12 protein-coding genes are annotated in these 12,041 nt (G+C 66.1%); 5 read left to right on the top strand and 7 right to left on the bottom strand.

The genetic code is table 11. The annotated features are described in order from the left end of the window. Positions 1-201 precede the first annotated feature (201 nt). The 3 genes from FKV23_RS08885 (at position 202) to FKV23_RS08895 (ending at position 2,401) form a co-directional block, all read left to right on the top strand. Entirely contained in the window at positions 202-483 is a 282-nt protein-coding gene (locus FKV23_RS08885) for a hypothetical protein (RefSeq protein WP_141625125.1), read from the top strand. Positions 484-495: 12 nt separating this feature from the next. Continuing rightward, the gene (locus FKV23_RS08890; RefSeq protein WP_141623531.1) at positions 496-1,005 is read left to right on the top strand and encodes a hypothetical protein; all 510 of its coding nucleotides are present in this window, start codon (positions 496-498) and stop codon (positions 1,003-1,005) included. A gap of 487 nt (positions 1,006-1,492) precedes the next feature. Next, the gene (locus tag FKV23_RS08895; protein ID WP_141623532.1) at positions 1,493-2,401 is read left to right on the top strand and encodes a trypsin-like serine peptidase; all 909 of its coding nucleotides are present in this window, start codon (positions 1,493-1,495) and stop codon (positions 2,399-2,401) included. Between the two features lie 158 nt (positions 2,402-2,559). Here FKV23_RS08895 and FKV23_RS08900 read toward each other — a convergent pair whose 3' ends face one another. The 6 genes from FKV23_RS08900 to FKV23_RS08925 form a co-directional block, all read right to left on the bottom strand. Beyond that, the gene (locus tag FKV23_RS08900; protein ID WP_141623533.1) at positions 2,560-4,851 is read right to left on the bottom strand and encodes a thiamine pyrophosphate-dependent enzyme; all 2,292 of its coding nucleotides are present in this window, start codon (positions 4,849-4,851) and stop codon (positions 2,560-2,562) included. Between the two features lie 112 nt (positions 4,852-4,963). Beyond that, a complete protein-coding gene (locus FKV23_RS08905; protein WP_141623534.1) occupies positions 4,964-6,454 on the bottom strand; it encodes an SLC13 family permease in 1,491 nt (496 codons plus the stop codon). A gap of 88 nt (positions 6,455-6,542) precedes the next feature. Continuing rightward, on the bottom strand, positions 6,543-7,187 hold the full coding sequence (locus tag FKV23_RS08910; protein ID WP_407067672.1) for a glutathione S-transferase family protein: 645 nt from the start codon (positions 7,185-7,187) through the stop codon (positions 6,543-6,545). Beyond that, positions 7,181-7,741, bottom strand: coding sequence for a GNAT family N-acetyltransferase (locus tag FKV23_RS08915; protein WP_407067620.1), 561 nt, complete (start codon positions 7,739-7,741; stop codon positions 7,181-7,183). Before FKV23_RS08915 ends, FKV23_RS08910 begins: the two co-directional genes overlap by 7 nt. A gap of 51 nt (positions 7,742-7,792) precedes the next feature. Continuing rightward, positions 7,793-8,956, bottom strand: a complete 1,164-nt coding sequence (locus FKV23_RS08920; RefSeq protein WP_141623536.1) for an acyl-CoA dehydrogenase family protein — start codon at positions 8,954-8,956, stop codon at positions 7,793-7,795. 165 nt (positions 8,957-9,121) lie between these two features. Beyond that, on the bottom strand, positions 9,122-9,940 hold the full coding sequence (locus tag FKV23_RS08925) for a glycine zipper 2TM domain-containing protein (RefSeq protein ID WP_141623537.1): 819 nt from the start codon (positions 9,938-9,940) through the stop codon (positions 9,122-9,124). A 172-nt stretch (positions 9,941-10,112) separates the two neighbouring features. Between FKV23_RS08925 and FKV23_RS08930 the strand changes: the two genes are divergently transcribed. Together FKV23_RS08930 and FKV23_RS08935 are read left to right on the top strand one after the other, a co-directional pair. Further along, complete coding sequence (locus FKV23_RS08930; protein WP_141623538.1) at positions 10,113-10,364, top strand: DUF6116 family protein; 252 nt, start codon at positions 10,113-10,115, stop codon at positions 10,362-10,364. A gap of 27 nt (positions 10,365-10,391) precedes the next feature. Next, positions 10,392-11,171 carry a TatD family hydrolase gene (locus FKV23_RS08935; RefSeq protein ID WP_407067673.1) on the top strand — a complete coding sequence of 260 codons (780 nt, stop codon included), beginning with the start codon at positions 10,392-10,394 and terminating at the stop codon, positions 11,169-11,171. A 31-nt stretch (positions 11,172-11,202) separates the two neighbouring features. Here FKV23_RS08935 and FKV23_RS08940 read toward each other — a convergent pair whose 3' ends face one another. Continuing rightward, positions 11,203-12,015, bottom strand: a complete 813-nt coding sequence (locus FKV23_RS08940; RefSeq protein WP_141623539.1) for a tRNA threonylcarbamoyladenosine dehydratase — start codon at positions 12,013-12,015, stop codon at positions 11,203-11,205. Positions 12,016-12,041: the final 26 nt, after the last annotated feature.

Here is a 12,041-nt window from a genome sequence, read left to right on the forward strand (position 1 = left end):
GCTGGCTCCTTAGCTATGCCGTATGTGCTCACGGCAGGCACATTCTACGAAGCAACCAAGTCCGTGGACAGCCCCTTTCGGGACGGCCAACTGGCTCGAATCCGTGCAACCCCAACATCCCGAGTCCGACTCGATGACCAAACAGCAATCGCGCGTCCTGTCCGTCTCATGAAAGCGGCCAACGACCTCGACAACGCCTCCATCCCCGTCGATCCGGCTCTGGTCGATGCGATCCTGTCGACGCTGGCACGCGAGCCCGAAGGCAGCATGTCGCTGCCACGGCTGTGCAAGAAACTGGCCCTGCGCATGAGCGTACTGATGCGCGCATTGGCGTGGCTGGGCGACAGCCCCATCGGTGGACGACCCGGGCCGGGTTGGGTCCGGATGGCGCGCGATGGTGGGCGCGACATCGCTGCGATCACAGCGGAAGGGTGGCACCACCTCGAGCACGCACCCCCTGCCCCACCGCATCCTGCGGACTGATGGACACGGACGATGACGATCAGGAAGCGCAAGCACAGATCCACGGAAGTCCAGACAGTACGCCCGGATTTCCCCGGGTACTTCATCTATCCGTTCTTCATGGTCCACATGCTTGCGTTCGGGCTGTCCGGATTCCTGCTGGCCTACTCGAGCGACGCGCCCGACCTTGGTTTTCTCTACATGCATGGCGGACTCGCCATCGCGGTCTACCTGGCCTTCTACCTCACGCTGTTCGGGGTCGACGAGGTCAAATGGATGCTGATCAACGCCGAGCTCGGCATCCTCGGCATCTACAGCCAGATCGGCTGGATACTCGGGGTCTTCGACAAGAAGATCGAAGATTATCCGTGGTACGTGCACGTCGTCCCGTTCCTGTACTACGTGCTCTACACCTTCCTGCTGCGGCAGTTCCTGCTGGATGTCACACGGTCCAGGGACAATCCCCGGCGGCGCAGCCTGGTGGACTTCGGCTACGTCGGCCTCTCGCTGCTGGTGTACGGGTATCTGCTCTACCGCAACTGAGCAGACCATAAACAGGTCGCGTGACGCGACGTACTGCTCTGGGCGGTGTCGCGGTATCGATCCAAACAACCTTCCTCGCCGGGTTGTCCGCTTTTCAAATTCTGCTGCGTTTGACTCCTGTAACCGGCCTTTCGTCATTCGGGTTGGAGACATCGGCCGGTTTCTTCCCGTCCAGCCCGCTCTTCGAAATATCGGAGCAGTAGCTATCAGGAGCAGTGAAATGGAAGTTCATACGCATGATGCGAGTACTCGCAGCACAGATCGTTCAACCCTGCGGCTTGCGTTGTTGGCCGCGTTGATCCCCCTGACAACGTCCGTCTTTGCCGGTGAAGCCCGCGAAACGCTGGTTCGCACTCCGGATGGTGAAGTTTTGCGCCTCGACGCCCCCAAGGGAGCACAGCAGAGCCTCCGCAAGGGACCGCAAGGGCATCCCTTCGCCACTGCAGAACAACGCAGGGCCACCAAGCCACTCGCCTGGGACGCGAGCATGGAGGCAGCGTCGGAAGCCAGCGATGCGCAGGAAGACCTGCCCCGAGGGCCCGCCGGCGCCGAAGCGGGCGGTGCGGCACCGCCGTTTGCGGACTATCTGGCACGCCAGCACTTCCCCCGGGCATGGGAGGTCATGGAAGCCATGGACGAAGACGAGAAGAAGGAGGCGCTGGATGATTACTCGATCGAGAGTGACGGCAGCTATCCGTATTACCGCTTCACGGGCAATTACTACACCTCGCGCTGGAAGGTGCCGCCGTGGAACAAGGTCGGCAAGCTGTACTTCAAGAAGCCCAACGGCAGCAGCTCCTACTGCACCGCCAACGTTGCCAGCGGCAACTCGGTGATTCTGACCGCCGCACACTGCGTGTATACCCGCGGCCAGGGCTGGAACTCGAACTTCGTGTTCGTGCCGGCCGATCGCTACGGAGAAGCCCCCTATGGCAGCTACGGCTGGACAATGGCCACCGTTTCTCCCAACTGGATCAGCAATGGCGGGCGCCGCTGGGATCTGGCGGCCATCAAACTGGCCAACAACCCGTCGAGCGGGTTGCCGGTGACCAGCTATGTCGGCTGGCTGGGACGAAGCTGGAACCAGCCATACTCGGAGTACCACCTGTCGGTCGGCTACGCCAGCAACCTGAGCACCCAGTACACCCACGCCTGTTATGGCATGACCGGTTATTCCTCAGCCGAGGGCGCCGATGTGCTGGTGCAGGGCTGCGACATGACCTACGGCAGCAGTGGCGGCGGCTGGCTGCGCAACTACACGCACAACTCGCACAGTGGCAATCACGTCAACGCCGTAGTCAGTGGACCGCACATCGGTAGCTTTGGCAGTGCCTACGTTGGCCCGCGCTTCAGCAGCAACAACCTGGTGCCCGTGTGTAACGCAATCGGGTGCTGACATTACCCGGCAACACGCTCAGGACTTGCCTCTCTCCTCCTTGCGGGGAGAGGGGCACTTTCCGTCGCATCCGGGCCCAGCAGCGCTCCCTGCAAGCCGTCCACGAAACGGGAAAGCTCCCGCCAAGCACGACAAGTACGAAATAGCGCTCTGGCTGATCACTTCTCCAGGCTTGCGGCCGCCTCCACGATCGACTCTTCCGACGGAATCACCGCGAACGCCGCACCCGCCAGCGGCGTGTAGGTATCGGCGCCCACCACGCGGCGGAACGGCCGGCTGCCATAGCCGCCTTCGATGATCGCGGTGATGATGCCTTCGCCGACGCCGGCGCTGTGGCGGCCCTCGTCGACGATCAGGATGCGTTTGGCACTCGCCGCCTGCTCGCGGATGTACGACTCGTTGAGCGGTACCAGCCAACGCAGGTCGACGACGCGACACTTCCAGCCGTGCGTCTTCTCGATCGCGCGCGCGGCACGCAGGCTCATCGGCACGCCGTTGCCGTAGGTGAAGATCACCAGATCGTCGTTGCCCTCGCCGTAGACACGCCCCTCGCCCAGCGGCATCGCCTCACCCGGCGACGGGAACGCGGTCAACCAGCCGCCGTCGCCCGCCTCGTACAAATCCTTGGCCATGTACAGGGCGATGGGCTCAAGGAACACCGACACCCGGCCGTCCACTTTCGACAACGCGGTCAACGTGCGCAGCATGGTCACCGCATCGTCGCCGCGCGACGGGCAGCCGACCACCAGCCCCGGGATGTCGCGCAGCGCGGTGATCGAGTTGTCGTTGTGGAAGTGGCCGCCGAAGCCGCGCTGGTAGCCGAGCCCGGCGATGCGCACCACCATCGGGTTGGCGAACTGGTTATTGCTGAAGAACTGCAGGCTGGCCGCCTCGCCGCGGATCTGGTCGCAGGCATTGTGGAAGTAGGCCAGATACTGGATCTCCGGGATCGGCAGCATGCCCATGTTGGCGAAGCCCTGCGCCATGCCGAGGATCATCGTCTCGTCGAGCAGGGTATTGAACACACGGCGCGGGCCGAACGCCTTCTGCAGGCCCTTGGTCACCGTGTAGACGCCGCCCTTCTGCGCCACGTCCTCACCGAACAGCAGGGTGTCGGGGTACTTGGCGAAGGTGTCGTGCAGGGCGTTGTTGATCTGGATCGCGAGGTGGCGCGGCGGCTGGCTCTCCGGCAGCTTCGCCTCGCTGCCGAAGGCCTGCAGGCGGCGCTCGGCGTAGTCGATGCGCTCGGCTTCCGCCTTCACCTTGTCGGGTGAGTACGGCGCCAGCGGCGCGACGACCTCATCGAGTTTTTCCAGCTTCGGGCGGCGGTCGGCCTCCTCGGCGGCAGCGAAGCAGCGCTTGCGGGTCGATTCGTAGAGATCGAGCACCTCGTCCTTCGACATCAGACCCGACTCGAGCGCGATCGCCGCGGAACGCAACAGCGGATCGGCCGCCTCGACCGCGCAAAGTTCCGCGATCGAACGCCACTCGATCTCGAAGTCGGTGCCGGCATGACCCATGATCCGGTTGGTGCGCAGGTGCAGGAAGGTCGGGCGGCGCGTGTTGCGGCAATGCTCGACCGCACGCTGCACGTCGCCATAGCCGGTCGCGAGATCCAGGCCATCGGCGGTGAAATAATCCAGCCCGTCCATGTTGCGGAAGCGGTTGCCGATCCAGCCGCCCGGGGTCTTGACCGAAATGCCGATGCCGTTGTCCTCGCACACGAACAGCACCGGTGCCGGCAGCTTCTGGTAGGCGGTCCAGGCCGCGGCGTTGAACGCGGTCTGCGCGGTGGCGTGGTTGGACGAAGCATCGCCGAACGAACAGATCGCGATGCTGTCGTCGGGCACCGGCAACTCCACGCCCAGGCGCCTGCCGGCCTCGATCGCGACCGCGGTGCCCAGTGCCTTCGGCAGGTGCGAGGCGATGGTCGAGGTCTGCGGCAGCACCCACAACGGCTTGCTGCCCCAGACCTTGTGGCGCCCGCCACTGGCCGGGTCGTCCTTGCTGGCCGCGAACGACAGCGCCGAATCCATCACCGGATCACGCGGTTTACCATCCGTGCCAGGCAGCTTGCGGAACCGCTCGGCCATGAAGCCGCCGCTGCGGTAGTGCAGGAAGGCCGGATCGGTGTGGCGCGTGAGCCGCGCGACCATCGCGTTGCCCTCGTGGCCGGACGAACCGATGGTGTAGAAAACCTTGTTCTGCACCCGCAGCACGCGCGCCATCAGGTCGAGGTGGCGGCTGACCAGCTGCGATTCGAACAGCTCGCGAAAACCCCGTGCATCCAGCGCACTGCCCTCCAGGATGGCTTCGCCGTCGGCCGGGCGCGCATCGGCGCGACCGTCCCAGGCCTTCACGAACTCGCTGAAATTGACATCGCAGATCTCGGCACGGTTGAGGCCGCGCATGCGTGCCGGGATCGGATCGGGAACGGGCTTGAAGGTCATTTCGGTCTGGACAGGAGGCTGGGCGGAAGCCGGTCATTCTCCTATACCGCCGCGTTGCCCGCACGTGCGCGGGACACCATTCGTGATGCACTGCTTGCGCGATGCGGCTCTCCTACCCGGCACACAGCCCACCGCCGGCCAGCGAAGCGGCAAGCGTCACCAGCACGACGCCCACGATGTTCAGGACGATGCCGGCCCGCATCATCTGCCCGATGCTCACGTGGCCCGAGCCGAACACGATCGCGTTAGGCGGGGTGGCCACCGGTAGCATGAAGGCATAGCTGGCACCCAGTGCGATCGCGACCAGCAGCGGCATCACCGGCACGCCCAGCCCCAGCGCGACGGCGGCCAGCACCGGGGTGAATGCAGTGGCCATCGCGGTGTTGCTGGTCAGCTCGGTGGCGAAGATCACCAGCACCGCCACCGCGAATATCACCAGCAGCATCGGCGCACCGGCCAGCCCGTACAGGCCGCTGGCAATGAAGCTGTCGACACCGTGCATGCCGATCGCAGCCGCCAGGGACAGTCCACCACCGAACAGCACCAGCACGCCCCAGGGCAGGCGCACGGCCGTTTCCCAGTCGAGCGCGGCACGGCTGCGCCCGCCCGGCGCACGTTCGCCGGGAAGCAGGAACAGCACCAGCGCGCCGGCCATGGCGATCACCGCGTCGGTCAATCCCGGCAGCCCGAGCCAACTGACGAGTTGCGGCCGCAGGATCCACGCCATCGCGGTCAGCGAGAACACCACCAGCACCACCCGCTCGCCCCGCCCCATCGGCCCCAGGCCGTCCAGCATGGCCCCGATCCGCGCATCGCCCTGCGGCAGTGCTCGCATCCGGACCGGGAACGCCAGCCGGGTCAGGTACAGCCAGGCCAGCCCCAGGAACACCAACATCACCGGCACGCCGAAGCGCATCCAGGCCAGCATGGTGATGTCGCAATCCAGCCGTTCGCGCGCATAGCTGGCAACCACCAGGTTCGGTGGCGAGCCGATCAACGTGGCCGAGCCGCCGATCGATGCCGCGTAGGCGATCGCCAGCATCAGACAGGTGGCGAACGGGCGCGCCTCGTGCTCGGGCACGTCGCTGTCGCGCAGCAACATGCCGATCACCGACACCCCCACCGGCAACAGGATGATCGTCGCCGCAGTATTGGAGATCCACATGCTCAGAAAACCGGCGGCGATCATGAAGCCGGCCACCAGCCGCCGCGGTCCTGTACCGACCAGCAGCAGGATGCGCAGCGCCATGCGCCGATGCAGGCCCCAGCGCTCCATCGCCAGACCGAGCATGAAGCCGCCCATAAACAGGAAGATGATGTCGCTGGCGTAGGGCCGCACCGCCTCGGCCGGCGTGGTCAGCCCCAGCAACGGAAACAGCACCACCGGCAACAGCGCGGTGGCCGCCAGCGGCACCGCCTCGCCCAGCCACCACACGGCCATCCACACCGCCACGCCGGCGGTCATGCGCCCTTCGACCGACAGGCCTCCAGCGGCCTCGTCCGGCACCAGCAGAAAGGCCAACAGCCCGAGCAGCGGACCGGACCAGCGCGCTACGCGCCGGTGCCAACCCGTTCCTGTCTGTATGTCCGCGCTGGACTGCAACCGGCACCTCCCTTCGACGCCGGATCGACCTTATCAGCAGGCTCCGGCCCGGGTCATGCTGCGTGGCGGGAATGCGGCGTGCGGCCGGTCAGCCCGATTCGTCGATGCGACGCATGGCCACCGTATCCGGGGCCGGCATCGGCACGAACCCCGGCGTCGAGCGGACCCGTTCCAGCCAGGCCTGGACGCACGGGAACTGATCCAGGCCGATCCCGCCATGCCCGGCGACATCGGTATAGGCGAACAGCGCGACGTCGGCGATGCCGTACCGTGCGCCGGTGAACCAGTCGTGCGACTGCAGGTGACGCTCCATGACCGCCAACGCCATGCGGCCACGCTCCCGCAATACGGGCAGTTCGGCCCGGCGCGGGGAGTCGAGCGGCGTCCAGCCACAGATGAATCGTGCGACGGCGATATACGGTTCGTGGCTGTACTGCTCGAAGAACATCCAGCTCAGCGCCTGCGCACGTTGCCAGGGGTCGTCGGGCAGGTAACCGGTGCCCTCGGCCAGCCAGTGCAGGATCGCGTTCGACTCGACCAGCACGCGGCCGTCATCGAGCTCGATCATCGGCACCTTGCCGTTCGGGTTCTTCGCAATGAACCCGGGCGTGCGGGTGGAACCATCATCGGACCGGACCTCGACCCAGCGATATTCCCGGCCCAGCTGCTCCAGCAGCAGTCGCACCTTGTGGCAGTTGCCCGAAGGCGAGAAGCCATGGACGGTGATCACGATGCCGCACCCGCGCGACGGGCCCGCCACTCCTCGCGGGTCTGCCCCCAAATGTCTACTTCATGCACGTCGAGCGGCGGCGGCAGGGTCCCCGGTCCCCGCGGGCGCGATCCCAACCGGCGCGCGACCGCCTGCGAGGCGGTGTTGGCCGGCGCGATGCAATGGATCACTTCGGTCCAGCCGAGATTGTCGAATGCCCAGTCGATCGCCGCGGTGCACGTCTCGGTGGCGTAACCCTTGCCCCAGGCGTCGGGATGGAACGAGTAGCCGACCTCGGTGCCGGGCCAGCCATCGGGCTGCCATGGACCGCCCTGCCCGACCCACAGGCCACTGGCCTTCTCGACCACCGAGAACATCGCGAACCCCTGCAGCAACCAGGCGCCGGGCATCTGCAGGAAGCGCCGCCATGCATCGCCACGCAGCAGCGGGCCGCCGATATGCCGTGAACCGTCATGAGCGAAATGTTCGGCATAGCGCTCGAAGTCATCGATCCGCGGCACGCGCAGGATCAGGCGTTCGGTCTCGATGACCGGGCCGTCTTTGATCTCCAGTCCCACTTCGAAGTCTCCCTGTTTCCGCCCGGCCATATGCCATGGCCAGGCCCCGGGTCAGAATGCGCTGATGCCGGTCAGCTCCCGGCCGATCACCAGTTGGTGCACGGTCTCGGTACCCTCGTACGTGATCACCGATTCCAGATTCAGCGCATGACGGATCGCGCTGTGCTCGGTGGTGATGCCGGCGCCGCCGAGCAGGTCGCGGCACTCGCGGGCGATGTCGATCGCCATCCGGCAATTGTTCCACTTGGCCAGCGACACCTGCTGCGGCTGCATGGTGCCGGCGTCCTTGAGGCGGCCGAGCTGCACGACCAGCAGCTGCGCCAGGGTGATCCGGCGGGCCATCTCGGCCAGCTTGATCTGCGCGCTCTGGGTCGCCGCCACCGGCCGGTCGAACAGGATGCGCTCCTTGGAATAGTTCAGCGCCTCGTCGAGGCAGGCGATGGCGGCACCGATCGGCCCCCAGGTGATGCCATAGCGTGCCTGGGTCAGGCAGCCCAGAGGTCCCTTCAGGCCCTTCACGTTGGGCAGGCGATTGGCCTCGGGCACACGCACGTTGTCGAAGTACAGTGCGCTGGTTACCGAAGCGCGCAGGCTCATCTTGTGTTTGATCTCCTGGGCGGCGAAACCGGCCATGCCCTTCTCGACGACAAAGCCCTGGATGCCGTCCTCGGTCTGCGCCCAGACGATCACGATATCGGCCAGGTTGCCGTTGGTGATCCACATCTTGGAGCCGTTGAGGACCCAGTCGTCGCCATCGCGCTTGGCATGGGTCTTCATGTTGGCCGGGTCGGAACCGCCGTGCGGCTCGGTCAGGCCGAAGCAGCCGATCACCTTGCCGGCGGCCATGTCGGGCAGCCAGCGCTGGCGTTGCTCTTCCGAGCCATATGCGTAGATCGGGTACATGCACAGCGAGGACTGCACGCTGACAAAGCTGCGGATGCCGGAATCGCCGCGTTCGAGCTCCTGGCAGATCAGGCCGTAGCTGACCGCGTTGAGGCCGGCGCAACCGTACTGCTCCGGCAGCGACGAACCCAGCAGGCCGAGTTCGGCGATCTCGCCGACCAGCTCCTTCGGGAACCGGCCTTCGTCGAAGCAGTCGCCGATGATCGGCAGCACGCGCTCGTCGGTGAAGCGCGCCACCGTGTCCTGCACCGCGCGCTCCTCTTCGGTCAACAGGGAGCGGACGTCGTAAAGGTCGTACGGGTGCAGGGCCATGATGAACTCACGCGGTTGGGTAAACGGGCATTGTATCGATACCCGCTGCCCGCCGGCACCCTGTCCCGCGCGCAAAAAACGCAGTACGGGGGCGCATCCAGGCAAACGAAAGGGGCCGGATCGCTCCGGCCCCTCGGGATGACTGCATTGTCGCCGCCCCTGCGATCAGCCGCGGCTGGCAGGCTCCGCGGCATCGGCGGTCTGGGTCACGACCTTGCCGTCGACGACCGGCAGGCGATCGCCCGGCTCTTCGTCCATGCGCACGGTGCGCTCCTGGCCCTCGAAACTGTAGGTCACGTCGTAGCCGACCACCACGTCCTCGTTGCCGAGCAGGATGCGCTCGCCCGGCTTGCTGTTCATGCGCTTGGTGCCGGTCGAGCCGTCCGGCGCGCGGTAGGTCACGTCGTAGCCGGTCACGCGGGTGCTCTGCGAGGTGTCGGTCACGGTTCGGCACTGGCGGTCGACACGTTCGACGACTCTGTTGTCGGCGCTCTTTTGCTGGATGGCACGGCCCGCGAAAGCGCCGCCCACCGCGCCAGCGACCGTGGCGGCCTTTCGGCCGCTGCCACTGCCAACCTGATTACCCAGCGCACCGCCGACCACCGCACCGGCTACGGTGCCGGAAACGTTGTTCGGATCCTTGCGCGGAGCCTGCTCGTGCACGACCACATCCTCACAAACCTGGCGCGGAGTGTTGGTGGTGCTGGTCTCGCTGATCGGGCTGGTGCCGATCACGGCCGCATACAACTGCTGCTTCTCGGCTACCGGCTTGACCGAAACGACTTCGGCAAAATCGATCCGGCCGGTGTCCAGCGGAAGCGCGCCGTCGACTGCGGCATCAATGCCCGAATCAGCCATCGCGGGCTCCGCCTCGAGCATCGCCCCGGCGCCGCGATCGCTGCCGGTGAAACTGTTGTATGCCGCAACGGCAATGCCACCGACCAGCACGGATGCCAACGCGACCGCCAACATGCTCTTGTTCATCAGGACCTCCTTCGGCGGGATTCGGCCCGCGTGGTTGATGACTCGATTGCAGCACCACGAACCTGAACGGCCACCGATTTTCCTCACGTTTGCCTGATCGAAGGTGAATGGCGTTCAGAACACGTGATAGCGTTCTCGAATCCGGACACCATCCCGATCAAGCGAGCGTCCCATGGCCAACCCCCTGCTGCTGCCGCTGATGAACTGGGCGCGAGGACTGCGCTACCCGACCCTGTTCAAGATCACCGCCATCCTGTTTGCGATCAGCGTGCTGGTGCCCGATCCGCTTCCGTTCATCGACGAACTGGTGCTCGGGCTCGGCACCCTGCTGCTGGCCAACTGGAAAAATCGCAACAGCAAGAGCCCGCCCCGCTCCAGCGGCAATACCATCGAAGGCGAGCCGCCCCGCCATATCGATCCCTGAGCGCCCACCCAGGGCTTCCGCGTGGCCATGTTGATCGACAGCCACTGTCATCTCGACGCACCTGAATTCGACGCCGACCGGGATGCCGTCGTTGCCCGCGCACGTGCCGCCGGCGTGACCCGGCAGATCGTGCCGGCCATCACCGCCGGCACCTGGCCGGCCCTGAAGGATGTCTGCGCACGCGACCCCGGCCTGCACCCGGCCTACGGCCTGCACCCGATGTACCTGGATGCGCACCGCCCCGAACACCTGTCCCGGTTGCGCGAGTGGATCGAACGCGAGCGGCCGGTCGCGGTCGGCGAATGCGGGCTGGATCATTTCGTAGCGGGCCTGGACCCGGAACTGCAGGCCCGCTATTTCGAAGGACAACTGCGACTGGCACGTGAATTCGAACTGCCGGTCATCATCCACGCCCGCCGCGCGGTGGACGCGGTGCTCGCCACCGTCCGCCGCTTCGCCCCGTTACGCGGCGTGGTCCACAGTTTCTCCGGCAGTTCCGAGCAGGCGCGTCGCCTGTTCGACCGGGGTTTCCTGATCGGCCTGGGCGGGCCGGTGACCTACGACCGCGCCAACCGCCTGCATAGTCTCGCGGCCAGCGTTCCACTCGAAAGCCTGCTGCTGGAAACCGACGCCCCCGACCAGCCCGATGCCGGTATCCGCGGCCAGCGCAACGAGCCGGGGCGGCTGCCACACATACTCGACGCCATCGCCACACTGCGCGACATGGACCCGGCCGAACTGGCGCGTGCGACCACCGCCAATGCGGAACGCTTGTTCGGCCTATCCGCCGATGCAGGAACGGTATAGGCCGCGATTGGCGACTGGCACCTCGCCCAGGCTACATCCGGGGCCGCTTCTTCAACAGTATTTCAATCGCCTTGCCGACCGCGGCAAAGGCGAAGGCGCCGGTGACATGCGTAGCGGCGCCAAGGCCGCCACCGCAGTCGAGCTTGAAGCCGGCCTCGCCATCAACCTTCGGGCGTACGCCACAGACGGTGCCATCCGCCTGCGGGTACTGCACGTTCTCCAGCGAGTACACCGCCGGCACGCTGAAGTAGCGGCCCGGGCTGCGCGGGAAGTTGAACTCGGCACGCAGTTTCTTGCGGATCAATGCCAGCATCGCATCGTGCTCGGTCCGCGAGAGATCGCGCACGCGGACCTGGGTGGCGTCGGTGCGGCCGCCGGCCGAGCCGACCACCACCAGCGGCAACTTGTTGCGACGGCACCAGGCGATCAACTCGACCTTGCTGCGGAAGCTGTCGCAGGCATCGAGCACCAGGTCGAAACCGCCGCCCAGCAGTTCGACGACATTGCCCGCGGTCAGGAAGCTCGGCACCGCATCGATCGTCGACAGCGGGTTGATCGCCCGGCAACGATCAGCCATCGCCTCGACCTTGGCCCGACCGTAGTGACCATCCAGCGCCGGCAACTGGCGGTTGGTATTGGAGACGCACAGGTCGTCGGCATCGATCAGGGTCAGCTGGCCAATGCCGGTGCGGGCCAGCGCCTCGACCGCCCACGAACCGACTCCGCCCATGCCGACCACAGCCACCCGACAAGCAGCGAAGCGCTCAAGCGCACCACGGCCGTAAAGGCGATCGATGCCGGCGAAGCGTTCATGCCAGAGGGGGTCGAGAGTGGTCGTGTCCATGGCGATAGTCTAGCCGCGCCGGGCAC

The organism is Lysobacter alkalisoli, from assembly GCF_006547045.1.
Lineage (GTDB): Bacteria > Pseudomonadota > Gammaproteobacteria > Xanthomonadales > Xanthomonadaceae > Marilutibacter > Marilutibacter alkalisoli.

Bases quoted from the DNA above. Each gene is read 5' to 3' on its own strand.
- FKV23_RS08890 (WP_141623531.1), top strand. From the start codon at position 496: ATGACGATCAGGAAGCGCAAGCACAGATCCACGGAAGTCCAGACAGTA.
- FKV23_RS08895 (WP_141623532.1), top strand. From the start codon at position 1,493: ATGGAGGCAGCGTCGGAAGCCAGCGATGCGCAGGAAGACCTGCCCCGA.
- FKV23_RS08900 (WP_141623533.1), bottom strand. From the start codon at position 4,851: ATGACCTTCAAGCCCGTTCCCGATCCGATCCCGGCACGCATGCGCGGC.
- FKV23_RS08920 (WP_141623536.1), bottom strand. From the start codon at position 8,956: ATGGCCCTGCACCCGTACGACCTTTACGACGTCCGCTCCCTGTTGACC.
- FKV23_RS08925 (WP_141623537.1), bottom strand. From the start codon at position 9,940: ATGAACAAGAGCATGTTGGCGGTCGCGTTGGCATCCGTGCTGGTCGGT.
- FKV23_RS08930 (WP_141623538.1), top strand. From the start codon at position 10,113: ATGGCCAACCCCCTGCTGCTGCCGCTGATGAACTGGGCGCGAGGACTG.
- FKV23_RS08935 (WP_407067673.1), top strand. From the start codon at position 10,392: ATGTTGATCGACAGCCACTGTCATCTCGACGCACCTGAATTCGACGCC.
- FKV23_RS08940 (WP_141623539.1), bottom strand. From the start codon at position 12,015: ATGGACACGACCACTCTCGACCCCCTCTGGCATGAACGCTTCGCCGGC.